Genomic DNA, 25,941 nt, shown 5'->3' with positions numbered 1-25,941 from the left:
GCTCCCCCGTTCGACGTTGCCGCGGACTTCCGTCGTTTCCTTCCATCGCGGCGTCGCATTCGGCCATGAGACGCGCCGTCCCCCTTTCGCCACTATTCACGGACTACGGACGCGAGGAGGTTCCCCTCCTCACGGGGACCGAGGCGGCCCGCCTGGACGCCTGGGCGATAGAAGAGGCCGGCGTCCCCTCTCCCGTCCTGATGGAGAACGCGGGGCGGAGCGCGGCGCTTGTGCTCCAACGCCTCTGGCCGACGGGGCCGGTGCTGGTCTCGGTCGGCTCCGGGAACAATGGGGGCGATGGGATCGTGCTCGCGCGGACGCTCGCGGCGGCGGGGCGTGAGGTGAGGATCGTGGCGGCGGGGAGCCGCCCCGACCCGGAGTCCCTCCTCCACGGGTGGCCACTCGCGATTCGCCCCGCGCCCGCGTCCGATGAAGACCTCGACGGGCTTCTCTCGGGGGCGGACGTGATCGTGGATGCCCTCCTCGGCACGGGGGCGACGGGGGCTCCCCGGGGGGTCGTCCGACGTGCCATCGAAGCGATGAATCGGGCGGCGGCGCCCGTTCTCGCGCTCGACCTTCCGTCCGGTGTGGATGCGGAGACCGGCGCGGTCTCGGGAGTTGCCGTTGGGGCCGAGGTGACGGTGGCCTTCGGCGCGCCGAAGCTCGGGGCCCTGCTTTTTCCCGGGCGCGAGCGGAGCGGTCGCCTCGTCGCCGTCGAGATCGGATTTCCGCCGATGCCGGGGGAGGTCGCCGCGGCGGCACTGGTCACGACGGGGTGGGCCCAAGCGCACCGGCCGAAGCGGGCGCTCGTCACCCACAAGAAGGCGGCGGGATGGGTGGTGATCCTGGCCGGCTCCCCCGGGATGGGAGGGGCGGCCGTCCTCGCCGCACGGGGCGCCCTGCGCGCGGGAGCGGGATACGTGCAGGTCGCCTCGGCTCCCGAAAACAGGGAACTGATCCTCGGCGCGGTTCCCGAGGCGATCTTCCTCGACGCGACCAATGAGCCGGCTCTCCTCGCCGCCGTCCGGAGCTGCGATGTGCTCGCCGCGGGGCCGGGGATGGGGACGGGAGCCGTCGAGGCTGCTCGCCTGGACCGCCTTCTCGCCCTCCCCGAGCTCCGGGGGATCGTCCTCGACGCGGACGCCCTCTCCCTCCTCGGGGGGGGAAAGCTCCCGAGCTTTCCGGGGGCGGTTCCGGCGGCCCGGCGCCTCCTGACCCCGCACCCTGGGGAGATGGCCAGGCTCCGGGCGGAGCCCGAGGAGATCCGGACGATGCCCCTGACCGCGTGCCGGCAGGGTGCCGCGCGATGGGATGCGGCCCTCCTTCTCAAGGGGGCTCCCTCCGTTGTGGCGGCACCGGACGGGGGGGCCGTGCGGGTCTCCACGAGCGGCTCCTCCGATCTCGCCCGCGCCGGGATCGGGGACGTCCTGACCGGGGTCGCCGGCGCCTTCATGGCCCGGGGGCTCTCGGGGGCGGACGCCGGCGCGCTCGCCCTCCACGTCACCGGACGCGCCGCGCGCCTCTCGGGGCGCGGGGAAACGCTTCTCCCGACGGATGTCGCGGACGCGGTCGGCGAGGCGCTCCTCACTCCCGAGCCGGAGTCGTCGGATCTTGCTCTCCCCTTCGTGACGCTCGACCTGGGCCCGCCCCGGTGAGCGACGGGGGGCGCGGCGCTACCCCGCTCGGGGGAGGGAAGGAGTTCGACCGGATCCGGGAGATTCTCTCCGGGCTTCCCTCGCTCGGCCCCGGGATCAGGGTGGGCCCCGGAGACGACGCCTGCGTCCTCGAGGACGGGTGGGTGATCTCCACCGACCTCTCGGTCGAGGGGATCCACTTTCGTCTGGACTGGATCACGGCCGAAGAGGCCGGATTTCGAGCCGCGGCGGGAGGGCTCAGTGACCTTGCGGCCATGGCAGCAGATCCGATCGGGATCCTCGCCTCGGTCGCGGCGCCGGAGGCCGGCGAGGGGGCGATCGCCCTCATGGCCGGGGTGAAGCGGCTTGCCCAGGAGCACGGGGCCCCGCTCCTCGGCGGGGATCTCACGCGCTCTCCCGGCCCTCTTTTCCTGGACATCGTTTCGGTCGGGCGGGCGGAAACACCCCTCCTCCGATCTGGAGCGGAAGAGGGAGACGAGCTCTGGGTCACGGGGTCGCTCGGGGGCGCGGCGGGCGCCACGGCCCTCTGGAGCGCGGGGCTTCCCGTCCCGCCTCCGCTACGGCAGGCCTTCGCACAGCCCCGCCCGCGGATTCTGGAAGCCCGCTGGCTCGTCCAGGCCGGGGCCCGGGGCGGCCTGGACCTCTCGGACGGCCTCGCCGGCGACGGGGGACACCTGGCCGCGGCATCGGGGGTCGCCGTCGTCCTGGAGGAGGAGGCGATTCCCATTCATCCCGCGCTCGCGGCGGCGGCCCTCCCTGGAAGTGCCGGCCCCCTGGCCCTCGCCCTTCACGGGGGCGAAGACTACGAGCTCCTCCTGGCGGCCCCTTCGGGCCGGCTCGCCCCGCGGGTGGAGGAATTCGCGAGGCGGTTCGATCTTTCCCTTACGCGAGTCGGGCGGGTGGTGCGCGGCGAGGGGGTGTATCTCGAGCCCGCCGGGTCCGGTCCACTCCGGCGTCCGGACCGGGGCGGGTACGACCACTTCGGGGGAGGGGGAGGCACTTGATTCGGACGGCGTGGGTTCTCTTCGCGGGCCTCGTGACGACCGCGTACTGCGCCAGCGTGGTCACCTTCTCCGCACGCTTTCGAAAGGCTCGTCTTCCCTGCGTCTGCGAAGGGATGCCACGGGCATGGGCACGCGCGGTCCTGCGTCTCGCAGGCGTGAAAGTGCGCCTCCTTGGGGACGAACGCATGGATTGGGACCGGCCCCTGGTCGTGGTCGCGAATCACCAGTCCTGGTTCGACGTCTTCGCCCTCGCCGCATACCTCCCCACGAAGGCGCGGTTCGTGGCGAAGCAGGAGTTGGGTCGAATTCCCATCTTCGGAAAGGCCTGGAAGGCTTGTGGCCACATCTCCGTGGACCGATCCGACCGAAAGCAGGCGGTGGAGTCGCTCCAGCATGCCGGACGGCGGGTGCGCGACGAAAAACTCGTCATGATCCTCTTTCCGGAGGGGACTCGCTCCCCGGACGGGCGGCTCCAGCCCTTCAAGAAGGGGGCCTTCGTTCTCGCGATCGAAACGGGCGTGCCCCTCGTTCCCCTCGGGATCACGGGAAGCCGCGAGGTCATGGCGAAGGGCTCCTTCCGGATCCACCCCGGTGAAATCACCATCCGGGTGGGCGAGCCGATCGGTGTCGAAGGGCTCGGGCACGAGAACCGGGATGAGCTTCTGAAGCGGAGCCGGGCCGCGGTGGCGGCCCTCATCGGACAATCACTCGGCGCGGGGAATGGGTCCAGCCCCGCGGTGGACGACTTCGAGGAGACGACGCTGTGAGCGGAACACGAATCCGGGTGGTGTGGGGGAGGGAGATTCTCGACTCGCGGGGGAATCCGACGGTCGAGGCGGAGGTGGAGCTCGAGGGCGGCGCCATGGGCCGGGCGGCCGTGCCGAGCGGCGCCTCCACCGGCGAGCACGAGGCGGTGGAGCTCCGGGACGGCGACAAGGGTCGTTATCTGGGGAAGGGCGTCCGCACCGCGGTCGGGAATCTTCGTGGGGAGATCCGCACCCTCCTCGTCGGGATGGACGCGGCCGACCAGGTCGCTTTGGACCGGGCCCTCATCCAGGCGGACGGGACCCCCAACAAGGGTCGTCTCGGCGCGAACGCGATCCTGGCGGCCTCACTCGCCACCGCCCGCGCCCACGCATCGGCCCGCGGCCTCCCGCTCTTCGAGTCGCTCGGCGGCCCGGATGCCGTTCTCCTCCCCGTCCCCATGATGAACATCCTGAACGGCGGAGCACACGCCCCGAACAACGTGGACCTCCAGGAGTTCATGGTCATGCCGCTCGGGGCGGATTCCTTCGACGAAGGGCTCCGGATGGGCGTCGAGATCTTCCATCGCCTGAAGGAAGTCCTGCGCGAGCGGGGCGGGAGCACCGCGGTCGGCGACGAGGGGGGATTCGCTCCCGACCTCTCCGGGAACGAGGAAGCGGTCGAGGTCGTGCTCCGCGCCATCGAGCGCGCGGGTTACCGCCCCGGCGAGGACGTGGTTCTCGCCCTCGATGCGGCGGCCTCCGAGTTCCACAAGGGCGGGTCGTACGAGTTTCGCTGGTCGTCGGGGGAGAAGCGGGATGCGGCCGGGATGGTGGAGTTCTGGATCGAGTGGGTTGGCCGGTATCCAATTCGGTCGCTGGAGGACCCGCTCGACGAAAACGATTGGGAGGGATGGAAAGCCCTCACCGAGGCGATCGGGGACCGGGTCCAGCTCGTCGGGGACGACATCTTCGTCACGAATTCCGACCGGCTCCGGCGGGGGATCGCCGAAGGGGTCGCGAACTCCATCCTCGTGAAGGTGAACCAGATCGGGACTCTCACCGAGACGCTCGAGGCGATCTCGGTGGCGAAGGAGGCGGGCTACACTTCGGTGATCTCCCACCGGTCCGGAGAAACCGAAGACGTCTTCATCGCGGACCTCGCCGTGGCCACCGAGGCAGGCCAGATCAAGACCGGGAGCGCCTCTCGAACCGACCGGGTCGCGAAGTACAACCAGCTTCTTCGAATCCAGGAGACACTCGGGGAGCGGGCCCGGTATCCCGGGCGGGCTCTCTGGTCCCGGGGATGATGCGCCGGGGCCTGCTTCAACGCTCCGGTCTCGAGGCGGGCGGCTGAGTCCTTTGGGCGGAAAGTCGAGGACGTGCCCCTTTACGGCGCCCGCCGGGGAACTGATGTTTCTGGGATGATACGGCGCTTTCTCTTCCCCGGGCTCGTGATCTTGGCTCTTTATTACGCCCTCTTCGGAGGGGAATACTCGGCCTTCGAGCTGAGGGGAATCCGGTCCGAGAGTCGTGAGTCGGTCGTGCGCGTGCGGGAGCTCGCCAAGCTGACGGAGGAGCTCGCCACACGGGCCGAGGCGCTCGAAAGCGACGACCGCGCCCTCGAGTTCATCGCCCGCGAGAACTTCGGGATGATCCGTGACGGGGAGATCCTCTACCGCTTCGCGGATTCGGGGGAAGACGAAGAAGAGGAGCCCTGAGGATTGGCTTTTTAGCTTTGCGGCTTGCCCACCACGTTTCAGCTGAAACGTTCCAAACAGGCTTGGGCGGAGCTGGAAGGGTTGACACCCTCCCGGGACCGCGGGTAGCGTTTCCCTCCCTCGCCGGAGTAGCTCAGCTGGTTAGAGCAGCGGAATCATAATCCGCGTGTCGGGGGTTCGAGTCCCTCCTCCGGCATCCTGAAAAAAGAGAAGAGGATTCGGCCCTTCGGGTGATCCCGGAGGGCCGTTTTCACGCCTGGATTCCGCGTCTTCTCAGGTGAAAATCGGACTGGGGGAATCTTGCGGGTGGGCCGAACCGGGATCAGAGAGAGAAGATCCAGCTGGGGAGGAGATCTACCGCGAGGGCTTCGAGGCGCTTGTCCATCCCGGTGAGAACCGCAAGTCCCAGCAAGAGGACGGACCACCCCAGGATCTTCTTTCCGAGTGCTCCGGCGGTTGCGCTTAGCGCTTTCCTCCGCGCCAGAAATCCGCCCGAGAGCACACCGGCGGTGAGGAGCACGCCGCCCGTCCCGACCCCGTAGGAGAGCATGACGAAAAAGGAACGAAGGAAGTCTTCGCCGAACGAAGCGAGCGCGATCGCCACCCCGAGGGTGGGCCCGACGCAGGGGAGCCAGACCACCCCGAGGAGGAGTCCGACCCCGAACTCACCGCCGCCTACTGCGGGTCGAATCCGGCCTCCCCGATTGAGGCCGGCGGTGAATCGGGACAGGCCCGTGGACACCCAGTCCCCCAACCTCTTCACGATGAGGAGTCCGCCCATGGCGATGAGCAGCGTGGCGGCGAAGTAGCGGAAGAACTCGGGATCGGTCCCCGTGCTGACCAGGATGAAGGTCAGGAAGGTGCCGGCAAAGGCGAAGGCGATCGCCAATCCGCCGGCGAGGAAATAGGGCCCCCGGCGACCTCCGGTGGCAGCCGATGCCATGACCACCGGCACCAGCGGCCACACGCACGGGGATAGGACCCCGACCACCCCGGCAAAGAAGGCGATCGGGATCGCCGTGATGTCGAGCGTCACCGCCCCGCGTATCCCTCGTTCAGCGCCTGAACGAGGACCTCGGCCCGGGTCTCAGCGACACTGAACCAGAGCTGCTCGGTTCCTCGGAAGAGAATCAGGGTGGACTGCCGCGGAGCCCGGAACTGGGTCACGATGTCCTTCTGGGTGTCGAAATTCACGACGAGGGTGTGGAGCGGAACGTCCGGATGTTGCTCGCGGTATTCTGTTAAGACTCTTTGCTGGATAGCGCAGTCCGGGCACCAGTCCGCGAAGATGTCCACCAGAATGAAGGCCCCCTCCGCCTGCAGCTGTGCGAAGCGTTCCTGGGTGAAGTCCTCCTTCGAGTGAGCCGTGGCCGCCTGGGCTTCGAGACCAGTGGCACTTACGGTGGCCGCGAGGAGCGCGACGCCGAAAAGGAACGGGAGCTTCAACGTGCGGGTCATGTACTTTCTCCGGGATTGGATGATCAGGAATGCCGCGCCGCGGCGGACGACGAATGAGCGGAGGCCTGCGCGCGAGCGGGGACGGGGCCATAGATGCCACCCACCACGCCTCCGTAAATCAGGTGGCCGATGAGGCTGCCCATCGCCATCGTCATGGAACCGGAGAAGATGGGCATTCCCATCATCGGAATAACCGCGATCTGCGCGAGGAGGAAGGGTGCGATTCCGTACAGGGCTCCGCGAACGACGGGTGCGCCCGGAAGCGATGGTGCCACCACAGCGTATATGAGAGCGAGGACCGTGCCGATCATGAAGTGGGCTGCCCAACCGAGAGCCAACATCCCTCCCATGGCACCCGCGAGCATTTCCGCGGGATTCATCGCGGGCATCCCCATCATCGGAGCGATCCACAAGCCCACCACCGTCATCAAGACGGTTCCTACGAGGCCACCGAGTACCGCTCGGCCATACGAGATGTTCACATTTCCTCCTTGGTTCTGGGACATACGGCTATTCGGCCGGATCACCCGTTGCCCCAATACGGAGGGAGCTCCAACAGTTCCCGCGTGCGTGATGCATCCGGCTCCGACGCACGCCATTCGGGCATGCCTAGTCCACCGGTAGTCGCCGCCGCCACCACTCGCAAACGTTGAGTGCCGCACGTTCGCCCCGAGGTTCGCGGGATCCACCGTGGGAACTCGGGGAGTGGGCTGCGCATTCTCCACATGAGTCCATGATGATCAATCAGCGGATCACCTTTCCCGGCGCGTCGGGAGACCTTCTCAGTGCGCGCTTGAGCCTCCCTCCCGACGGCGATGTCGTCGCCTGCGCGCTCTTTGCGCACTGTTTCACCTGTTCGAAGGACCTGAAGCCGGTCGTGAACATCAGCCGCGCATTGACGCAGCAGCGAATCGCGGTGTTCCGGTTCGATTTCACCGGGCTGGGGGAAAGTGAGGGAGATTTCTCCGACACGACCTTTTCTTCGAACGTCGCCGACCTCGTCGCCGCTTCCGAACATATGGCGAGCATGCTTTCCGCCCCCGCGATTCTCATCGGACACTCGCTCGGAGGCGCCGCGGTTCTCCAGGCCGCGGGAATGCTCGAATCGGTGCGTGCAGTTGCGACGATCGGGGCGCCCTTCGATCCGGAGCATGTGAAGCACCTCTTCGGAGATGCCTTACAGGATGCGAATGGACGCAGTGCAGTGGAGGTCACCGTGGGAGGGCGAAGGTTCACGGTCAGCCGGGATTTCATCGAAGATCTCTCCGGGGACCGCGCGGAGAAGGCGATCGAAGAGCTCGGCCGTCCCCTTCTCGTCTTTCACTCGCCGGTGGACCAGACCGTGGGGATCGAAAACGCAGCAGGAATTTTCAAGGCGGCCCGGCATCCCAAGAGTTTCGTTTCTCTCGATACGGCCGATCACCTGCTTCTGGATGAGCGGGATTCTCACTACGTGGGCTCCGTCCTCGCCGCCTGGGTCCGTCGGTATCTGGACTTCCCGCCCGAGCCTAAGGCGATGGAAGAGCTCGCGAATGACAATCGGGTCACGGCCCGCACGGTGTCCGGGTCCTTTCGAACGGAGATCCTCGCCCGGGGGTACGCCCTCACGGCCGACGAACCCAAGGCGGCCGGGGGCGACGGCCTTGGCCCGACGCCTTACGACCTTTTGGCCGCCGCGCTCGGAGCCTGCACGTCCATGACGCTCCGAGTCTACGCGGACCGGAAGGGGTGGCCGCTGGAGCAAGCGATCGTTCGCCTGGAACATTCGAAAGTCTACGCAAAGGATGAGGAGCAGTCGGAGAAGGAAGACGCGCGCCTGGATGAGCTCAACCGGGAGGTGACGCTCGTCGGGCCCCTGGACGACGAGCAGCGGTTACGACTCCTCGAGATCGCGGAGCGGTGTCCCGTGCATCGAACGCTCGATGCCGGTGTGCGAATCGTCACCCGTTCGGCCGACGCGAGCGCCCTCCGTCCACGAATGGCGACCTGAACCCAAGCAACATGCACCCACAGGAGAGTCCCATGGTGAAGCCGAGCGTCCTATTCGTCCGGGAGTGGGAACAGCAGATGTCGTCGAGCGGATGTTGCGGGCGGCTCGAAGGTGACTTCCTCAATTGGAATGGATCGTCGTGCTTTCCGGAGCGCAGGCGAATCATGGAAGAGGCGGGGTCGGTGTATCGCGAGATCCGGGAGAAATATGGCGATACGGTCGAGCTTCGGATCGTGGACCCGCGAAACTGGCCGGCGCTCCTTCCCATTTTGGTCCGAGACTTCCGAAGACATCATGTCCCGATTCGGGAAGCGCTGAAGACGCTCACCGGCCTCACCGTGAATGCACTGGTCGTGAATGGTAGATTGGTGAGCCAAGGGGACTGGCCCGACCTGGAACGGGTGGCGGGCGTCCTCTCGGAAGGGGCGACGCCGGTGGTCGCCGCATCGTAACGCCGGACCATCTGGAACGGGTTCGCGTTGTCGTCGGGCCGTGGCGAACCCGGCTCACTCCCACAGCCGATTGGAGGTCGAAGATGAGGAAGGGACGCCGCGCAGTTCCGTTGATTCCTGTCTTCGGACGGGCGTTTTTCGCGAGCGCGTGTCTCCTCAGCCTCGCGGGTTGCGCGGAGAGTGGGCCGGGATCGGCGAGGTGGGTGCGGGCGCAGGCGGAGAGTGCGAGAGAGCGGCTCTCGGAAAGCGAAGGGGGCCTGCGCGTATTGGACGCGATCGAGGCCCAGGGGGGCCTCGAGGCGTGGTACTCGGCCCCAACGAGCGCTTATTTCTGGGAGTATTCGAACGTCCAGTCAAGCATGCGGTTCAAGTCGTACCTCGTCGCCGACAACGTGACCCGACAGGTATATCACGACCTCGTGTCTTTCGGGACTCCGGATGCGGTCGAGCCCGTCGAGGCCCGGTTCGCATGGGATGGAACGGAAGCGTGGATCAGCCCGGGGGAGCGCCGTCAGCCGAATCCGCGGTTCTGGTCCCTCACCGGATATTACTTCCAGTCCATTCCTTTCGTCATGGCCGATCCCGGCGTTCGTTTTCGGGTTCTCCCGCCCGAAGAGCTCGAGGGAATTCCGCACGAGCGGGTCATGGCCTATTACGACGCGGGCGTCGGCGACTCGTCCGGAGACGTCTACGTGCTCTATCTCGATCCGGACACCGGCCGGGTCGCGGCGATCGTCTACACGGTGACGTACGGGCGGCCGTACGAGCCTTCACCGGATGGCCCGGAGCCGCCCTCCACCGGCACTCTCCTTTTTTACCAAGACTACGCGACCGTAGACGGACTGACGGTTCCGACGCGTTTCCGGGGTTATGCGTACCAGGCGGGCGATCAGGGTGCCTTTCGAAACGAGGCCTGGGTCTCGGAGATCTCCTTCCGTATTCCTTTTGATGAGTCCCGCCTCGCGCGACCGGCCGACGCGCGTGTGGAACCCTATCCGATCGAATAGGCGTGCGGAGTGACGGGCGCACGGGAACTCTTCCACGGGCGCGCGGATTCCCTGGATGCGGCACACCTCAAACGCAATCCAGGGAGAAATCAGATGGCTAAGGTCTCAGTCGTGGTTCTCGCGGGCACCGATGCCCGCTCCGATCTCGCGCGGGTTTTAAACGGACTATCGCTCGTCAAAGAAGCGAAGGAAGCCGGAGATGACGTGGAGCTCGTCTTCGACGGAGCGGGCGTCACCTGGATCCCGGAGCTCGACAACCCCGAGCACAAGCTGCACCGCCTCTTCGAGGGAGTGAAGGACGAAGTTGCCGGCGCGTGCGAGTTCTGCGTGAACGCATTCGACGTGAAGCAGGGGGTGCGTGACGCCGGCGTGCGCCTCCTCAGCGAGTACCAGGGACACCCGAGCCTGCGCCAGAGGGTCGCGGACGGCTACGAAGTCATCACCTTCTGATCGTCCGCAGCGCGTTCCCGTTTCCCCCCCCCTTGATCCCAGGAGCATTAGCATGATTTCAAGCCATGGTCGGCGAACGGCGTTGGCGGTTACTCTGATTGGCATGGCGGGTTGCGGCTCGGACTCCCCGGCGGCACCGGAGAACACTGAGCCGGTCGCGACGAACGCCATCACGGTTCGGGATAACTTCTTTACTCCCTCCAATGTCTCCGTGCCCGCAGGGGAGACGCTGACTTGGACCTGGGCGGGAGGCGATCAGCACAACGTGACCTGGGTGGCGGCGGGACTCCCGAACTCGCCCACACAATCCTCGGGAGCCCACCAGGTCACGCTTTCGGACGCGGTGAGCGGAACGTTGAGCTACTACTGTACGATTCACGGCACGCCGACCTCGGGGATGCGAGGTCTGGTCCAGGTGCAATAGAACGGGCCCGGAAGATGACCCTCGCGATCGCTTCGGAGCGACCCATGACCGGATTGCATCGAACTGTCCACGGATTCGTTTTGACCGTCGCCCTCACGATCCCCGGGACGGTCTTGGCCCAGGATCCACCCATCCAGACGCAAACTCCTTACGCCGAGTACCGCGTGAGTCAGCCGGCCCGGGTTACGCAGAGAATGGGCACCACCGAGCTGACCATCGTTTACAATCGCCCGGTCGCCCGCGGTCGTGAATTGTTCGGTGCACTCGTACCGTGGGATTCCATCTGGAATCCGGGTGCGGACGAGGCCACGCGGCTCGAGGTGGACGAGGAAATTTCGATCGAGGGGCAGGCGCTCCCCGCCGGGAGGTACAGCATTTGGGCGATTCCGGGGCGCGAGGAGTGGACGCTCATCTTCAGTCGCGCGTGGGACGTCCAGCACCGCCCCTATCCGGAGGGGAACGAGGTCCTCCGCCTTCGAGTTCGTCCCGAAGAAGCCGGCCATATGGAGACTCTGGGCTTCTACTTCCCGATGGCGACCGCGGATTCCGCGACGCTGGCGCTGCATTGGGGGCCCGTGAGGGTGCCGATTGCGATTCGGCGACCGTGATGGTGCCTCTGGGATCCCATCGAGCTTCCGAGATCACACCGGGAGAATCGATGGCGACCATCACCTGTCCCCACTGCGCGGTCCCAAGCCAAGCCGAAATGCCGACTGACGCCTGCCAGCACTTCTGGGACTGTCCGGCGTGTGGCCGGCTGGTCAAGCCACAACCTGGGGACTGTTGCGTATTCTGTTCTTACGCGGATCGCCGCTGTCCGAGTTCCACCCACCAGTAACCGAAGAGGAGGGGCGGGCTGCATTCGGGCCCGCCGTGCCTTTCGGTGCTCTCGGCCCGCTTTGAGGAGTAATCTTTATGGCCCCGCCCGATTGGCACGACCTCGGTACCGTGGAGGCGCTCAGCGCCCGAGCGGTCACTCCAGTGATGGCTGGACGTCTTCGTTTGGCTGTCTCGTTTCGCGACGGCGAGTTCGGCGTAATTCACGGAGCCTGTTCCCATGTGGGCGGGCCGCTGGGCGAAGGCACGCTCGACGGCGACTACCTCGTCTGCCCGTGGCATCACTGGAAGTACCATCGTTGCACCGGAAAGGGCGAACCGGGTTATGAGGGCGATGCCGTGCCGCGCTACGAGGTCCGGGTCCGCGAGGGTCGCGTCGAGGTCGATTTGGCCGGCGGCACTCGGCGGACGCGCCTTCCCCATGAACCTCACCCGGTCGCGCGCGAAGTCGAGCGCGAGCCCGGCCCGCCCCGCGTGCTGGGCATCTCGACGACGAACATGGAGGGCGACCATCCGCGTTACTCCACCTCTGAGGCCCTCCTCGAGCATGGCCTGGCCTTTGCCCAACGCGCACTCGGAACCGACACGAGACTGATCCGCTTGCGCGAGCTCAGCTTTCGGGCCTGCGAGGGTTTTTATTCCAAGAGTGCCCATGCCTGCACCTGGCCCTGTTCGATCACCCAGATGGATCCTGAGGATCAACTCGACCGGGTTTACGAGGGTGTCGTGCATTGGGCGGACGTGGTGCTTCTGGCGACGCCCATTCGCTGGGGCAACGCCTCGGCACTGTATTACCGCATGATCGAACGCCTCAACTGCATCCAGAATCAGGTCACGATCGCGAATCGCGTGTTGCTTCGGAACAAGGTGGCTTCCTTCATCATCACGGGCGGTCAGGACAACGTGCAGCAGGTCGCCGGCCAACTTCTCGGCTTCTTCGCCGAGATCGGATTCTACTTTCCGCCCTTTCCCTATGTGGCGCACAGCCGCGGTTGGACCGCCGAAGACATGGAAAACAACGTGCGCGAGGTGCAGGAGAGTACAGAGCTGCGGGAGGGGACGGAACAGCTGGTCGCGCGCGCGGTGGACCAAGCCCTACTTCTTCTCGATCACGAAGATGCGCCGCACCATTTCTCGCGAGGCGGAAGGAAGGCACACCGGCTGGCGAAGGAGGGATAAGAAGCGATCGTCCGGCGTGTGCTGATCCTCATCGCCCAATCCTTCATTGGCGTTCGAGGATCATGGCCGCCGCCTGGGCTCCCGCTGCACATATGCTTACCAGGCCGTACCTTGCGTCGCGTCGCTTCAACTCGTGCACGAGGGTCGTGACGATTCGCGCCCCGGTGGCGGAAAAGGGGTGGCCCACTGCGATCGAGCTCCCCAGCGGGTTGAGCCTATCGGTGTCGACTCTGCCGATCGCCGGCTCCTTCCAGCCCTCCTCCCAGGCTTTCAGATTGCACGCAACCTGACCGCCGAAGGCCTCATGCACCTCGATCACGCCCATGTCTCCCAGCGCCAGCCCCGTCCTGCGCAGGAGTCGGGGAACCGCGACGCCCGGGCCCATGAGAAGGCCGTCCCGCGGATCTATGGCCGAGACCTCGACCGCCCTGAGGAATGCCAGCGGCTCTAAATTTTCCCGACGGGCTCGATCTTCGGACATGAGAAGGACTGCGGCTGCCCCGTCCGTCAACGGACTCGAGTTTCCGGCAGTGATCGTTCCGCTGCCGCCGCGATCGAACACCGGGGGGAGCGCCGAGAGTTTCTCCATTGACGTGTCCTTCCTGACCAACAGGTCGCGGTCGATTCCATTCAGTGGATGGATCTCGGCGGGGAGCCGTCCGTCCTCTGTGGCCCTTTGCGCCCGCTCGTGGCTACGGAAGGCGATCCGGTCCTGTGTTTCCCGCGAAATCTTCCACTCCTTGACCATGAGCTCCGTGTGCTCGCCCATGGAAAGGCCGGTCGAGGGCTCATTGACTCCGGGAAGTCTGGGCTTGAAATCCAGAGGCCGGAGCCTCGCCAGCGCGCGGAGTCGGGCCGCCGTACCTCTGGCCGACCCGGCCTCGAGAAAGATCCGGCTTCCGCGACGCCCGAAGAGGATCGGAGGGTTCGACATGGACTCAACTCCACCGGCGATTCCCGATTCGGCACGCCCGAGCGCGATCGAGTCCCAGATCGCCGTGATCCCCGACGTCCCCGTGATGCAGTTGTCGGTCACCGTCAGCGCCCGGACGCTCGAGGGAAGGTCGCTCGAGAACACGACTTCCCGCGCCAGGTGGGGAATTCTCGGGTCGACCAGGGTGATCCCAAAGGCAAGTTCCTCTACGGAGCCCGGGTCGATCCCCGTCTTCGCCAGGAGTCCGGTCACCGCGTGGACGCTGAGATCCAGGGCCGAAACGTCCTTGAGGGCGGTCCCGGCCTTGGCGAAGGGAGTCCTCGCGCCGCCGACAACCACGACTCTTCTGGGGGCACCCGATCTCATGGTCTTTGCATCTCTTCTCTGAAGGAGTCTCTCGGAGGGGTGCGAAGCGTTTCTATCGTCGAAGCGACCCGTAAGTCACCGGATCGAAGGAGTCCACCTGAATCACCTCGTCCCGTATCCTGTCGGCCTCCAAAACCTGCCGCCGCTCATTCTCGTCGATGACGCCGAGCGCCACCGCGCGATCGAGGAGCATGTCCCCGGGGGCTCGATCCAAGAGACCCGCGCGCACCGCGTCACGGACCTTGGTCTCGACCGCATGGGCTTCCACCGCATGGCGAAGCGCGTCTTCGAGGCGGCCCAGACCGGGCTCATCCGCCCGCGGAGAATAGATGTCGCTCGTGAAAGACAGGCAGGCTTGCCGATCTTCCAGGAGGCTGCGGGCGAGCGCTTCTCCAAGCTTGTCGTCGGGCGGCCGCTGGCGCGCTCCGAGCGGAAAAGCCAGGAGCCGGAGCGCCCAAGCCGCCGGCCTGTTCGGGAGGTTTTCGACCACTCCAACGAGGGCGGTCTCGATCTCGTGCAACGCGTGCAAACAGGACCACTGGATAAACGGAAGGTCGCAGGCGGGCCGGCCCGTGTTGATAAATCGGTTGAGCGAGGCGGACGCGATGAACAACCATGCCAGTGCGTCCGCCAGGCGCCCACTGATCTTCTCGCGGCGCTTGAGCTGGCCCCCCAGGGTGGCCATCGCACCTTCCGAGATGAGGGCGAAGGCCGCGCTCATCCGGGTCAGCCGCCCGAAGTAATGCCCCACGCCGCCGTCCACGGGGGCGTGCGTGAGCCTTCCGTTGGTCAGCCCCAGCACGAGAGCGCGGACCGTAGTCGAAGCCACGTGGCCGACGTGCGCCCAGAACGCGCGGTCGAATCGGGGAAGGTCGCCTTCCGCTACCGCCCGCATCTCTTCCTGGGCATAGGGGTGGCCACGAATCGCGCCTTGCCCATAAACGATCATGGACCGGGTTAGGATGTTCGCGCCTTCGACGGTGATGCCGATCGGTACCGCCTGGTAGGCGTTCGCCAAGATGTTCCGGGGCCCCCGGCAGATGGCGGCGCCCGCACGAATGTCCATCGCGTCAGTCACGACCTGGCGCATCGCGCCCGTGAGATATGCCTTGGCGACGGCTGAAAGAACCGACGGTTTTTCACCGGCGTCCACCGCTCCGGCGATCACGACTCTCGTGGCGTTCATCAGGTAGGTGAGCCCACCGATCCGAGCCAGCGGCTCCTCGATCCCCTCGAATCGTCCGATCGGCGTGTCGAACTGCTCGCGGACGGTCGCATAGGCTCCGACCGTCCGGGTCGCCGCCTGCGCGGAGGCAACCGCCAGCGCCGGGAGCGAGATGGACCGACCGGCCGCGAGGCTCTCCATGAGCATCCGCCAACCCTCCCCTCCGTTCTCCCGACCCCCGATGATGAAGTCGAGCGGAACGAATACGTCGGTTCCGGAGTTTGGGCCGTTGTGAAATGGCACGCCCATGGGGTCGTGCCGGGCGCCGATCTCGATGCCGGGAAGATCCGCGGGAATCAGGGCACAGGTGATCCCGAGATCTTCTCGCTCACCCAGGAGTCCGTCTGGATCCCGCAGTCGAAAGGCAAGCCCGATCAGGGTGGCCACGGGCCCAAGCGTGATGTACCGCTTCCGCCAGGTGAGCCGCATTCCGAGCACTTCCTTCCCATCATAGGCACCGCGGCACACGACCCCGACACTCTGCGTGGCGGCGGCGTCGCTCCCGGCTTCGGGACCGGTCAGGGCGAAGCAGGGGATTTCCTCTCCCCGAGCGAGTCGCGGGAGGTAATAACGCTTTTGCGCCTCGGTCCCGTAGTGGAGGAGGAGCTCGGCCGGTCCGAGTGAGTTGGGCACCATGACCGTCACCGCGGTCGTCACGCTCCGGCTGGCCAACTTTACGATGACGGCGGAGTGGGCGGCGGCGGAAAATCCGAGGCCGCCATATTCCTCCGGGATGATCATTCCGAAAAAATTGTGCCGTTTGATGAAGTCCCAGGTCTCGGGGGAGAGATCACCCGCCTGGATCACCTCCCATTCATGCACATTTGAGCAGAGCTCCTCGACCGGGCCATCCAGGAAGGCCCGCTCCCTCTGTGTCAGTTCACGGGGGATGAAGTCGACGATCTTGCGCCAGTCGGGATTGCCGGAGAAGAGTTCGCCATCCCACCAGACGGTGCCGGCCTCGAGGGCGATTCGTTCCGTCTCGCCGATCCGGGGCATCAGGGGCGCGACGAGCCGGATGATCCAGGAGCTCATGAGGGGGCGCCGAAGCTCGGACACCCCGAAGACGAGAGCGGCGCCGGCGAAGATCCCTGAAAGGACAAGAAACACCAGGGGCGCCAACGCACCTGTCCAAGCTAGTCCGGCGAGTAGGATGGCACCGGGGAAAATCCAGGCCCAGTAAGCAAGGCCCTGGTAAAAGAGGACGAAAGCCAATCCAACTGCGAGCGAAAAAACAAGAATGACGTGGATCATGGGGAGTGGCCCCCGGAGGGATCGGATTCTTCGCTCAGAAACTCCTCGATCTCGCCGGCACGTGCGTCCGCGTCAGATTCGCCCTCGTCCATCAGCCGACAAAGGTAGTCTGATTGGAAGAGCACCAAGCTCAGGGCATCCGGGCTGGCGGAGTCGCGGGTACCCAGTCCGCGAGTGAGGTATCGGAACCCGCGGGGAAGCTGGGGCTCGTAGTCACGAGCGAGTTGCCCTAGATCACGCAAGGGGCGGAGCATGAGAACCTTGATCGGGCGGAAATCCTCGCGCGCATCGCTCGGAGTCCGTTCGAGGTGGCTATTCAAGCGCTCGATCCTCCGTACATCCTGATCCAACACGTCGAGGAATATTGCGTTCAGGAGGACGCTCATGACCTGGGCGGGTGGCGGATAGCGGACGGGATCCGCGGATCCGGCGTCCGGCGTCACCGCTCCGTGCTTGGTCGAGATCACCATGATTCGCCCGGCGCCCAGGTGAAGGCGGGAGAGAGGGGGGCGGTCTGCCGAATGCCCCCGTCGCCGTGATATTCGTTGCCGATTCGGATCGCCGGAAAGAAGAGGGGGAGGGCGGCCGAGGCCATGACATGGTCCACCGTGATCCTGGTGGGCTGAGCCTGCCGGAACGGGTAGGTCCATGGCCGGACGTTCGCGCCCTGAACCCAGGTGATGGAGCGGCCCGTGGCGTAACTCGTGGTCGTCAGTGCAACCGCATCGAGGCGACCTCGATCGAGATTCGGTTGGATCCCCGTAAGCTCCCCGCCCACATTCTGGAGCGCCTGGCCCAGGAGATCTCGAAGTGGCACGGTGTCCACCAGACTCCGGAGCCGACTCCCGCTGGTCATGCCTCCGGAAACGAGCTGGAGTCCCCAACGTAAAACGTTTCGCGCCAGTGAAGGCAGGTCGGTGCGAAACACCCTATCCACGGAGAGATCGGCCCAGAGTCCCTGCAACTCCGCGACGGCCTCCTCGAAGCTTCCTTGGTGGGAGGCGAGCAGGGCGGCATTGATGGCTCCGGCCGACACGCCGGTGATGATCGGAATCCGAAGGGTGGGAAAGCGGCGGGCGACGCAGCGCAGAAATCCCACCTGATAGGCGGCCCTCGCTCCGCCCCCTCCCATGACCAGAGCCAACTTTCCGGGTGTCCTGCCAGATTCACTCGCGTGACCGCCGTGCCCGCTCGCGGCGGCGTCCACCGGGTTCGACTCTGAGTTCGCGAGCATGGGGCTCCGAGGAGAGGGGGGGCCCGCTGGGACGGGCACCCTCGGTCTCCTGGTAAAGGCCCCGGGTTCCATGGATGTTCCCAAACGCGCGGGGGAACGCCGTGCCACACGTGCTCACCCCAGCCGCCGCGTCAAGTCGTGCCGACCGACAAACAGCGCGCGGCACGAGCCGCCGACCGGATCAGATCTTGACCTCGCTGATCTGCAGGACCGGGGTGCCGCTCGTGAAGTTTGGGATATCCCCAAGGATTGATTCCGCGTGCGGTCCGAACGCGCTTTGGAAATCCTCGGCGAACTCGAAATACAGGTGGCCCATGGCCGTGTAGGTGGCGGGCGCGTGCGGCGCACCACCTGCGATTCCCGCTTCGACCGCGAAGCCTTTACACGCCGAACCGACCTTCCCTTGAACCATCGGGACGTGCTTGTCCAAGTAGTAGATCATGTCGAAGGTCGATTCGGGTGAGTTGGGGTAGAGCACGCTGACCTTGATCATCTCCCGTTCTCCTGTGAGGGTTCCGCCGGACGCCGAAAACCCGACCTCATACTACCTATCCCAGGCTAAGAATCCGTCGCCGCGGAATCCATCGGGAATTCTCCCTATGCCAGAAGCGCCTTGTGATCCATGGCGAAAAAGGCGATCTGCGCACGTCCTCTTTTTCCGGTCTTCTTGTAGATCCTGCCCACATGGCGGCCCGCCGTCTTGACCGAGATACCCAGGCGGCGGGCGATCGCCTTGTCGCTGCAACCTGCCGCGAGAAGCGCAACCACGTCGGCCTCACGCGGCGTGAGGCCGGCGGTTAGCGACGACCGCGCCATCTTTCCCATTTGACCAGCGACATCTAAGGCCGCATGAACGACGCGGTGCGGCAGACGGCCGGCACTGACCTCCGCACGCATCAAGCCTTCCGCCTCGTCCTCACCGTGGGCCGGTCTCCAGGGTCGATGGTGTCGGAGCGTGTCGTACATCTGCGCCGCGGCAAGAAGGGCCGTGTCAGGATCGTCTAACTGGATGCGGCGGTGATATCCGGAGCCATCGCAGCGCTCGTGCGTTCCGGAGGCTTGGTCCGCGAGTGGCTGGAAGCTGGCACAGCGAGTCAGAATCTGGCTGGTGTGATACGTTTGCGTCTCCATCTGTCGCCGTTCAGAGGGCGTGAACGGGCCCGGCTTGTCCCAAAGTCCGTTTGGTACCGCGACTCTCCCGATGTCGTGCAGCAATCCCGCGAGCCGCACCGAATCGTCGGCACATGTTGGCATCCCGAGAGCCTGTGAGCCCCTTGATGCCAGCGCGCTTCCGGGAGCCGGACCGACCGCGAGGTCTGTGGCGAGGGACAGCGCCCCGAGCGGCTCGCTCAGCCGAGTCCCGTCAGAAGTCATTCGCCCTCTTGTCGCGAGGTCTCGGGGGATGCTGGAAGGCCTTTCAGGCCGCCCCAATCATGCAGGTCTCCACGAGGCCCGTCGGGAATGCGGACGTTTCGGCTCGGGCTTCAAGAGCGGCTGCGAATGGGGTAACAAAGCGCGAAAGGCCCCGGGGCTCGAACCCCCCGGAGCCTTCCAATCGCCGGTCGGACGCTGAGACCCCGTGCGGCCGAGGCCCCACCGTACCGCCCTTTTTGGTGCCCCTAATCGGTCTGCGCGAGGAGGTACGAAACGAGGGCTCCGATATCCTCCGGTGTGATCCCGAGTTGCTCCGGTGGCGGCATCGCTGGTCCGAATCCATCGGCGACGAACGCACCGGGGGTCTCCAGCGAGGCCCGAATGTACGCCTCCGTCGTGGGCCACCGCGTCAAATCTCTCGACGGCCTCGCGCCGACGGCGCTCAGGTTCGGACCCACCATCCCACCGACGCCATCGATCGTATGGCAACCGTTGCACCCGATTCGCCCGAAGAGAAGCTCTCCGGTGCTTGCGGCCGCACCGGGGGGAGGCGCTGCGACAACCGCCGCCGTCCGTGAAACCAACTCCGTCGCCTCCGCGTCCGCGAGCGTGTCCCCTCCGGACCCTCCCCCACATGCGGGGAGGGCCGAAAGGAGAGCGACGGCGCAGAGGCTCTTGACTCGCCTGAATGGCATGATGGCTCAGTCGCCGCACCGAGGCGCTTGGGTCGGCATGAACATGCCGTCCGTGCCCGGCGTAATCGTGCGGGCCGGCATCCCCATCATGGCCGGCATCTCCATCCTCTGGACGGCGATGTGCTTGAGCCAATAGCCGCTCTCGCCGGGAGTCCCGCCTCCGTGACCCGCGTCCCAGGCACCGACGCGCGCCGTCCTGTGAAAGTGTGTGAACTCGGGACCAGGCTGATCCTCCGCGCACCATCGGCCGGCAACCGCCCATCCCGTGAACATGAGCCCGGTCGCCTCGGCGAGGGGGGCGTTGAAGTGCAGGAAGAGGTACGTGCCGTCCCCGTTGTCGAACCAGAGATGATCCGGGGCGTCGGGAGTGAACGGACCATCCTGCGTGAAGGCGCCGACGAGCTGCTGGCCCACCATCTGGGCGGCGGCCGGGGTCACCTGAGCCTCTGCCCTTGTAGCCATACCCATCGCTGCGATGAGCAACATCATACAGGACAACCGAACTGCGGGGGACGGAGAAGAATTCGAGATCATCGTTCATCACTCCTGGTTGGGGAAAAGATCCGCGACCTGCACCTCCCCAACGCAGACAGGTGCCTAAAGAGTTCCAAGTCGCGCTGCGTCGACTTGGTGCCCATCCATGGATTTGCGAAGCGCATGAGCCGCGGGCCACCCGGCATGGGGCCCTGCGATCGACCCGGGCGGGAACTTCTGAGCGAGGCTTACGCATTAGGTCCTCGGGCCTCCGAAGGCACTCGGCGACTGTGTCGGAGCTCCTGTCGGGGTCATCACCCGTGAGCACGTCGCCGCCCGTGGCGCCCGGAAGAGACATGACGCATGCCGCTGACGGCGACCAGACCTTTCAGAACGAGGCTCTGGCACATATGGCGGCCGTGTACAGGTTTGCCCTGCGGCTCACACATGACGCGGACGACGCCGAGGATCTGGTGCAGGAGACCTATTTGAGAGCCTACCAAAACTGGGACAAGTACGTACCCGGAACGCGGGCCAAAAGCTGGCTCTTCACCATCTGTCGAAACCTATTTCTTCGAGGGGACGAGCGGGCACGGCGACACGATGAGATCGTCGCCAGGGAATCCGGGCAGGGAGCCGAGGCGACATCAGGGGAGGGCACGGTATTCGCCGCCGTCGGGGAGCGCGATCCGGAAGGGGCCTTCTGGAGGCAAATGATCGACGGCGAGATCCTCAAGGCGATCGACGCTCTTCCGGAAGAGTATCGCGACGTCGTGATCCTTTCGGACCTCGAGGAGCTCGCGTACGACGAAATCTCCGGCGTTCTGGACATTCCGCTGGGCACGGTGAAGAGCCGGCTCTTCCGCGGCCGCAGAACACTTCAGCGGGATCTGTACGAACACGCGATGGAATCCGGCATCATCGGATCGGAATGGCGGAACCACGGACATGGCCGGGAGGGGCACACAGAATGAGCTGGACGAACGATCTTCGGCACCTTCTCGAGCGCATTCTTCAGGGGCCGCGCACCGCGGAATCACCCGCGGACGAAGTCACCTGCCACGAAGCTGCGTCGCGAGTCTATGAATGGCTGGACGGGGAACTCGATGGAGATCTTGCGGCTCGAGTCGGGGCCCACCTCGAGACCTGTGCACGGTGTTACCCGATGCTCGTCTTCGAGCGAAGCTTCCTGGAAGCGCTCAACCGGGTTGCGGAAGACGAGCCCGTGCCCGAGGAGCTTCGCCGGCGTGTCCTGCGATCCCTCGAAACCGAAGGGTTCACCGCGTCATAGTCAGTTGGGCGGGCCTCTCTGGAGGCTCGTTCCGCCGCTCAGCGCCTCAGGGGGTTGGTCAGCAGCAGCTGGCCGACCTTCCGCCTTCCGCCGTAGTTTCCGCCGGAACACTGCAATCGAAAAGACCGAAGTGCGTGGTCCGATCTCCTTCAAGGCGAAAGTGGGAGGCGTACCGCGTCTTCGACAACATGTCCGCCGTGTTCCCACAAACCCGGAGGGGGCGATTCGCCTCGAAGCGATGGTGATCGTCCAACTCGAAGGCGTGCGGATGCGTGGGGATCGTGCCGAGGTACGTAGCGACCTGACCGTAATCCTCGCACCGGTCCTCCAAAGGGAGCTTGAATGCGCGGTAGGTGCGCGACGTGAATCGGACCATACCGATCTTCTCTTCCAGTCTGGAATTTCCCAGGCCCACGGGGCGTGAGGACATTTGCCTCACGTCGGCACACCCGAGATCGAGGACCATTCGACGAAAATCCTCTGGGTAAAGCGCGCCGGCGAGGCACTCGCCGAGTAGCTCCGGATCTTCGCGAAGGTGCGCCGGCACTCTCCTGTCGGCGAAAACGTCGGAGAAGAAGAGCTCGCCAGCCGGCTTCAGGACGCGAAAGACTTCTGAAAAAAGACGGGGCTTGTCCGGCGAGAGATTGAACACGCAGTTCGATACGACGAGGTCCGCGGAGTCGTCGGCGAGATCCAAGGCCTCGAGATCCTCCATGAATCCGTGGACGAACTCCACATTGGATCGAGAAAACCCGAATCTCTCCGCATGCCAATTCTGGTGGGACATGGCGATGGTCAGCTGCCCTAACGTCATGTCCACGCCGACGACCCTTCCTCCTTCGCCAACGAGCGCGGAGAGCAGGAAGACATCTCGGCCACTTCCGCATCCGAGGTCGAGAACCGTGGCACCGTCCAATACCGGCGGAATCGGCGCACCGCAGCCGTAAAAGCGCGCCTGAATCTCCGGATGCACTTTGCTCGCCAATTCCCTCAGGTGACCCGGGAGCGCCTCTGGGGCGCAACAGGCCCCCGACTTCAGGTCCGCGCTGGTTCGGAGGATGCGACCGTAATAGTCGCGCACGAGTTCGAGGCTGTCTTGAACGCCGGTCATGAGTGAGGGATCCTTTCGTCACGAGGCCGAGGACGAGCGCCGGTGGGCATCCGCGTCGAACGGGGTCGGGTATATTGATAGCGGGGGCGCTCTCCGCTACCAGTCCAAACGCGCCGGACACGGGGCAGGTTCCGCGAATGACGTGCGCGACTGAGACTCGGAATCCCAGCGCGCGACTGATCGCTCCGCGTGTCGGGGGTTCGAGTCCCTCCTCCGGCATGCGAGACTAGGACATCTGTTCTGGGCCCCTCCGGGTTTCTTCCGAGGGGCCCAAGCCTTTTTCGGAGGCTCGCCTACTGTTTTTTCCGGAAGGGTCGCACCGGGTCGAGGTCCGAGGAGTCGCGAGAGAGGGGCTGCCCGAAATCGCGCACAGATCGAGACTAGAGTAGCTTCGTTTCGCCGCCCGCTCGCTGCATGGGAGGTCGGACGACGAAGTGCTCGGGGATCCTTCAGCGGTGGAGGCCAGGGTGGGCATTCGGGGTTGGATGCACGGGCACCGGACAGGTCGCCGGAGAGTGGGTGTGACCTTCGCAGCCGGCTGGCTCGCGATCTTTCTCACCGGGTGCTTTCCCGCGGACCTCGCAACGCGGGGCGCCCCGGACTCGGCCGTCCAGACCATGATCTTCGAGTTGCCCCCGGTGGAGCTCCCCGCCGGCACCAGCATTCACGTGAACACCCCGGCCCAATTCGAGAAGGTGGCCCTCGCGGGGTGGGTTCACGGGTTCGACGTCACCCTCCGGGATGGCGCGGGGAGAGAGTTGCCCCGAGAGCTCCTCCACCACACCCAGGTGATGTTGCCGGGGCAACGAGAACTATTGCATCCCATCATGCTCCGTCTGGTCGGGGCCGGAAGCGAGACGGACACCAAGTCGCTCCCCGCGCAGCTTGGCTTCCATGTCATGCCCGGAGATTCCCTCCTTCTCGTCGCGATGCTGCACAACCCGACCGGTCGGGACTATGGCGACGTCAGGGTTCGCTTGCACCTCCAGTTCTCGACGACCGGACCCTGGCGGCCTCCCCTGGACGTCTTTCCCTTCTTCACTCACGTGATCGCTCCCCCGGGCGAACCCGCCTACGATCTTCCCTCGGGAGAATCGGAGCGCACCTTGGACATTCGATTCCCGGTCTCAGGAAAGATCCTCGCACTTGGAGGCCACCTCCACACGTACGGCCACTCCCTCACACTCGAGGATGGGGAGACGGGTGAATCCCTCTGGGAGTCCGTCGCGGCGAAGGACGCCGACGGAATCGTCCGGGAAATCCCCCACGACATCTTCATCTGGTCTGGAGGGCTTGGCGTCGAAGCCGAGCGGACCTATCGCTTCAGGGTCCGCTACGACAACCCGGGAGCATCCATTCCTGATGGGGGGATGGGAACGTTGGGGGGGGTCTTTCTCCCCGATGGAGCGTGGCCGGCCGTGGACCCGAACCATCCGGTCTACCAATGGGACTGGGCCAAGAATACGACCGCGCCGGGCGCCCACGAACACGTGATCGAGTGAAGGCTAGCAGCCGATCCGCTCCGTGCTCACCACGAAGTCGTCCAGGTAGCGCTCCTGGTCCGCAGGTGAGCCGGCGTTCCAGTAGTTCTCCACGAATACGGCATTGAGGCCAAAGGCGCTGTAAGCGCCGAGGAAGTTCAGGCCGGTGCGCTGGACTTCCAGGTTCCCGCCGATCCAGAGCTCGAATACCCCGTTCGAGCTTCCTGCGTCATTCAGTCGGACATGGGCTTGGACGCAATGCCACTGTCCGATGTGCGCGGCATCGAAGAGCGGCGTCGTTGACTGGGCGGCGCCCAGCCAGCTCAGGTTGGCCGCGTCGTTGTAACCCGTCGTGAGCAGCGTGCCCGCGGCGTCCGTGCCCCGGGCCGGGTCGAACACGAGGTGGTTCGCGGAAGCGCCGGATCCGCCCGACCAGACATGCGCGATCATGGCCTGGGCCCAGGAGGGCGCGGCGAACACCGTCGCGCGCGACAACTTGTCGCCGCCGCCCCCGACCCAGCCCGGCTCGTTCCTCACTAGAATCCGCCAATAGATCTCGCGGTGGTCCGCCGTTCCGGCGTCCACCGGTGCCATGTAGGCGTCCGGGGTCCGTCCGAAGGCCAGGTGGAGCGATCCCGCGTCAACCTGCCCCGGCGAAAAGTGGACCCGCATGCCGGTAGAGCCTTCGGATCCGACCCCAGGTTCTCTGGTGAAGGACCCGCCGGCGGAGTTGTACTCGAAATACGACGAGAGGCGGTCGGCCTCGAAGTCGTCGCACCAGATCCATCCGGGTTCCGGCGAGTCGCAAAAATGCGCGGAGGGTTCCCCACCGGCCGGCGCGACCGAGATTTCCGACGTTCCCACCACTCCGTCGCTTTGGGCCGAGACCGTGGACGTCCCTTCCGCGATCGCCGAGACCAAACCCTCGACGCTCACCTGCGCGACCGAGGGGTCTTGAGAGTTCCACTCGACCGTTGCCCCCTCCACGATGGCGCCGTTCGTGTCGCGCACCGTTACCGAGAGCGGCTGGGCCGCCCCCGGAATCAGGGAAAGGGAGGGGGGCGTGACCACAACGGAGGCGGGGGCGAGCGGCGGCGGGGCTGTGACGTCGACCCAGCTGGTGGCCGCCAGCGGCGAGGGACCCATGTGGTGGGCGGCGATCTCCACGGGGCCCGGGTCCGGGGGAGCGACGAAGGTCCCGTCCGGGCCGATGGAACCCGAGGAGCTCGTCCAGATTGCCGAAGCACCAACCGTGTCTCCAGCGAGAGTCACTCCGTAGCTGGAGAACCTTATTTCCGTACCGGGAAGAAGACTCGCGAACTCGGGGCGGGAGAGGAGCGCGACGATCGCCTCATCCACGGGCACCGTGGAGAGCTCACCCGTGCAGCCCTGGAGCGCAAGGATAACCGAATACCATAGAGGTTTGAGGGAATCGATTGCCATGCTCGAGTCCGGTTGCCGACCCGCTGGAGATAGTGGCGCACCCTCTCCCCTGCAAGTTCGGAGCCTTCGGCGCGCGGACCCGATGCCTCGGGGCCGGGGAGCGGTGGGGAGATGGCGGTGCGGCTCTCGGGAAACGACG

Annotated in this window: 29 protein-coding genes and 2 tRNA genes; 18 read left to right on the top strand and 13 right to left on the bottom strand. The window is 65.7% G+C overall.

Going from position 1 to position 25,941, the window contains the following annotated elements; genetic code table 11:
• The first annotated feature begins 65 nt into the window (after positions 1-65).
• From WEG36_13500 to WEG36_13475, 6 genes are all read left to right on the top strand, one after another.
• Entirely contained in the window at positions 66-1,655 is a 1,590-nt protein-coding gene (locus tag WEG36_13500) for an NAD(P)H-hydrate dehydratase (GenBank protein ID MEX1258623.1), read from the top strand.
• Positions 1,652-2,659, top strand: coding sequence for a thiamine-phosphate kinase (gene thiL / locus WEG36_13495; protein MEX1258622.1), 1,008 nt, complete (start codon positions 1,652-1,654; stop codon positions 2,657-2,659). Before WEG36_13500 ends, thiL begins: the two co-directional genes overlap by 4 nt.
• Positions 2,656-3,426 carry a lysophospholipid acyltransferase family protein gene (locus WEG36_13490; GenBank protein MEX1258621.1) on the top strand — a complete coding sequence of 257 codons (771 nt, stop codon included), beginning with the start codon at positions 2,656-2,658 and terminating at the stop codon, positions 3,424-3,426. Before thiL ends, WEG36_13490 begins: the two co-directional genes overlap by 4 nt.
• On the top strand, positions 3,423-4,712 hold the full coding sequence (eno, locus tag WEG36_13485) for a phosphopyruvate hydratase (GenBank protein ID MEX1258620.1): 1,290 nt from the start codon (positions 3,423-3,425) through the stop codon (positions 4,710-4,712). Before WEG36_13490 ends, eno begins: the two co-directional genes overlap by 4 nt.
• Before the next feature lie 114 nt (positions 4,713-4,826).
• Positions 4,827-5,123, top strand: a complete 297-nt coding sequence (locus tag WEG36_13480; protein MEX1258619.1) for a septum formation initiator family protein — start codon at positions 4,827-4,829, stop codon at positions 5,121-5,123.
• 122 nt (positions 5,124-5,245) lie between these two features.
• A tRNA-Met gene (locus WEG36_13475) sits at positions 5,246-5,319 on the top strand.
• Between the two features lie 126 nt (positions 5,320-5,445).
• On the opposite strand, the gene WEG36_13470 is transcribed toward WEG36_13475, so the two are convergent.
• Genes WEG36_13470 through WEG36_13460 form a run of 3 tightly spaced genes read right to left on the bottom strand, consistent with a single transcriptional unit; the run spans position 5,446 to position 7,063 of the window.
• Entirely contained in the window at positions 5,446-6,159 is a 714-nt protein-coding gene (locus WEG36_13470; GenBank protein ID MEX1258618.1) for a cytochrome c biogenesis CcdA family protein, read from the bottom strand.
• A complete protein-coding gene (locus tag WEG36_13465; GenBank protein ID MEX1258617.1) occupies positions 6,156-6,581 on the bottom strand; it encodes a thioredoxin family protein in 426 nt (141 codons plus the stop codon). The genes WEG36_13470 and WEG36_13465 overlap by 4 nt, the downstream gene beginning before the upstream one ends.
• Before the next feature lie 23 nt (positions 6,582-6,604).
• Positions 6,605-7,063, bottom strand: a complete 459-nt coding sequence (locus WEG36_13460; protein ID MEX1258616.1) for a DUF6789 family protein — start codon at positions 7,061-7,063, stop codon at positions 6,605-6,607.
• Positions 7,064-7,314: 251 nt separating this feature from the next.
• On the opposite strand from WEG36_13460, the gene WEG36_13455 reads away from it, so the two are divergent.
• The 8 genes from WEG36_13455 (at position 7,315) to WEG36_13420 (ending at position 12,920) form a co-directional block, all read left to right on the top strand.
• Positions 7,315-8,571 carry a bifunctional alpha/beta hydrolase/OsmC family protein gene (locus WEG36_13455; protein ID MEX1258615.1) on the top strand — a complete coding sequence of 419 codons (1,257 nt, stop codon included), beginning with the start codon at positions 7,315-7,317 and terminating at the stop codon, positions 8,569-8,571.
• A gap of 32 nt (positions 8,572-8,603) precedes the next feature.
• Entirely contained in the window at positions 8,604-9,023 is a 420-nt protein-coding gene (locus WEG36_13450; protein ID MEX1258614.1) for a hypothetical protein, read from the top strand.
• A gap of 83 nt (positions 9,024-9,106) precedes the next feature.
• A complete protein-coding gene (locus WEG36_13445; GenBank protein ID MEX1258613.1) occupies positions 9,107-10,030 on the top strand; it encodes a hypothetical protein in 924 nt (307 codons plus the stop codon).
• A gap of 93 nt (positions 10,031-10,123) precedes the next feature.
• Positions 10,124-10,480, top strand: a complete 357-nt coding sequence (locus tag WEG36_13440) for a hypothetical protein (protein MEX1258612.1) — start codon at positions 10,124-10,126, stop codon at positions 10,478-10,480.
• A 52-nt stretch (positions 10,481-10,532) separates the two neighbouring features.
• Positions 10,533-10,904, top strand: coding sequence for a plastocyanin/azurin family copper-binding protein (locus tag WEG36_13435; protein MEX1258611.1), 372 nt, complete (start codon positions 10,533-10,535; stop codon positions 10,902-10,904).
• A 44-nt stretch (positions 10,905-10,948) separates the two neighbouring features.
• Complete coding sequence (locus WEG36_13430; protein ID MEX1258610.1) at positions 10,949-11,512, top strand: DUF2911 domain-containing protein; 564 nt, start codon at positions 10,949-10,951, stop codon at positions 11,510-11,512.
• A gap of 50 nt (positions 11,513-11,562) precedes the next feature.
• On the top strand, positions 11,563-11,742 hold the full coding sequence (locus tag WEG36_13425; protein ID MEX1258609.1) for a GDCCVxC domain-containing (seleno)protein: 180 nt from the start codon (positions 11,563-11,565) through the stop codon (positions 11,740-11,742).
• Positions 11,743-11,819: 77 nt separating this feature from the next.
• Complete coding sequence (locus WEG36_13420) at positions 11,820-12,920, top strand: Rieske 2Fe-2S domain-containing protein (GenBank protein ID MEX1258608.1); 1,101 nt, start codon at positions 11,820-11,822, stop codon at positions 12,918-12,920.
• Between the two features lie 43 nt (positions 12,921-12,963).
• On the opposite strand, the gene WEG36_13415 is transcribed toward WEG36_13420, so the two are convergent.
• The 8 genes from WEG36_13415 to WEG36_13380 form a co-directional block, all read right to left on the bottom strand.
• Positions 12,964-14,220, bottom strand: a complete 1,257-nt coding sequence (locus WEG36_13415) for an acetyl-CoA C-acyltransferase (protein MEX1258607.1) — start codon at positions 14,218-14,220, stop codon at positions 12,964-12,966.
• A 52-nt stretch (positions 14,221-14,272) separates the two neighbouring features.
• On the bottom strand, positions 14,273-16,699 hold the full coding sequence (locus tag WEG36_13410; protein ID MEX1258606.1) for an acyl-CoA dehydrogenase: 2,427 nt from the start codon (positions 16,697-16,699) through the stop codon (positions 14,273-14,275).
• Positions 16,696-17,169 carry a hypothetical protein gene (locus tag WEG36_13405; GenBank protein MEX1258605.1) on the bottom strand — a complete coding sequence of 158 codons (474 nt, stop codon included), beginning with the start codon at positions 17,167-17,169 and terminating at the stop codon, positions 16,696-16,698. Before WEG36_13405 ends, WEG36_13410 begins: the two co-directional genes overlap by 4 nt.
• Positions 17,163-17,933: a patatin-like phospholipase family protein gene (locus WEG36_13400; protein MEX1258604.1), complete on the bottom strand. Its 771-nt coding sequence runs from the start codon at positions 17,931-17,933 to the stop codon at positions 17,163-17,165. Before WEG36_13400 ends, WEG36_13405 begins: the two co-directional genes overlap by 7 nt.
• Before the next feature lie 181 nt (positions 17,934-18,114).
• A complete protein-coding gene (locus WEG36_13395) occupies positions 18,115-18,426 on the bottom strand; it encodes an EthD family reductase (protein MEX1258603.1) in 312 nt (103 codons plus the stop codon).
• Between the two features lie 104 nt (positions 18,427-18,530).
• Positions 18,531-19,307: an HD domain-containing phosphohydrolase gene (locus WEG36_13390; protein MEX1258602.1), complete on the bottom strand. Its 777-nt coding sequence runs from the start codon at positions 19,305-19,307 to the stop codon at positions 18,531-18,533.
• Between the two features lie 245 nt (positions 19,308-19,552).
• Complete coding sequence (locus WEG36_13385; protein ID MEX1258601.1) at positions 19,553-20,002, bottom strand: cytochrome c; 450 nt, start codon at positions 20,000-20,002, stop codon at positions 19,553-19,555.
• A gap of 6 nt (positions 20,003-20,008) precedes the next feature.
• On the bottom strand, positions 20,009-20,440 hold the full coding sequence (locus WEG36_13380; protein MEX1258600.1) for a hypothetical protein: 432 nt from the start codon (positions 20,438-20,440) through the stop codon (positions 20,009-20,011).
• Between the two features lie 392 nt (positions 20,441-20,832).
• On the opposite strand from WEG36_13380, the gene WEG36_13375 reads away from it, so the two are divergent.
• Positions 20,833-21,450 (top strand): sigma-70 family RNA polymerase sigma factor, encoded by a 618-nt coding sequence (locus WEG36_13375; GenBank protein ID MEX1258599.1) that lies wholly within the window; start codon positions 20,833-20,835, stop codon positions 21,448-21,450.
• Complete coding sequence (locus WEG36_13370; GenBank protein MEX1258598.1) at positions 21,447-21,767, top strand: zf-HC2 domain-containing protein; 321 nt, start codon at positions 21,447-21,449, stop codon at positions 21,765-21,767. The genes WEG36_13375 and WEG36_13370 overlap by 4 nt, the downstream gene beginning before the upstream one ends.
• Before the next feature lie 58 nt (positions 21,768-21,825).
• Here the strand turns inward: WEG36_13370 and WEG36_13365 are convergent, their stop codons facing one another.
• Entirely contained in the window at positions 21,826-22,878 is a 1,053-nt protein-coding gene (locus tag WEG36_13365) for a methyltransferase domain-containing protein (protein MEX1258597.1), read from the bottom strand.
• A 124-nt stretch (positions 22,879-23,002) separates the two neighbouring features.
• Here WEG36_13365 and WEG36_13360 point away from each other — a divergent pair.
• Both WEG36_13360 and WEG36_13355 read left to right on the top strand, forming a co-directional pair.
• Positions 23,003-23,097 (top strand) — tRNA-Pro (locus tag WEG36_13360).
• A 302-nt stretch (positions 23,098-23,399) separates the two neighbouring features.
• Entirely contained in the window at positions 23,400-24,380 is a 981-nt protein-coding gene (locus WEG36_13355; protein ID MEX1258596.1) for a hypothetical protein, read from the top strand.
• Between the two features lie 3 nt (positions 24,381-24,383).
• Here WEG36_13355 and WEG36_13350 read toward each other — a convergent pair whose 3' ends face one another.
• Entirely contained in the window at positions 24,384-25,802 is a 1,419-nt protein-coding gene (locus WEG36_13350; protein MEX1258595.1) for an Ig-like domain-containing protein, read from the bottom strand.
• Positions 25,803-25,941: the final 139 nt, after the last annotated feature.

The organism is Gemmatimonadota bacterium, from assembly GCA_040882465.1.
GTDB lineage: Bacteria > Gemmatimonadota > Gemmatimonadetes > Longimicrobiales > Gaopeijiaceae > JBBEBG01.
Note: the sequence above shows the minus strand (reverse complement) of the source record. Positions and strands in the feature narration are given on the sequence as shown.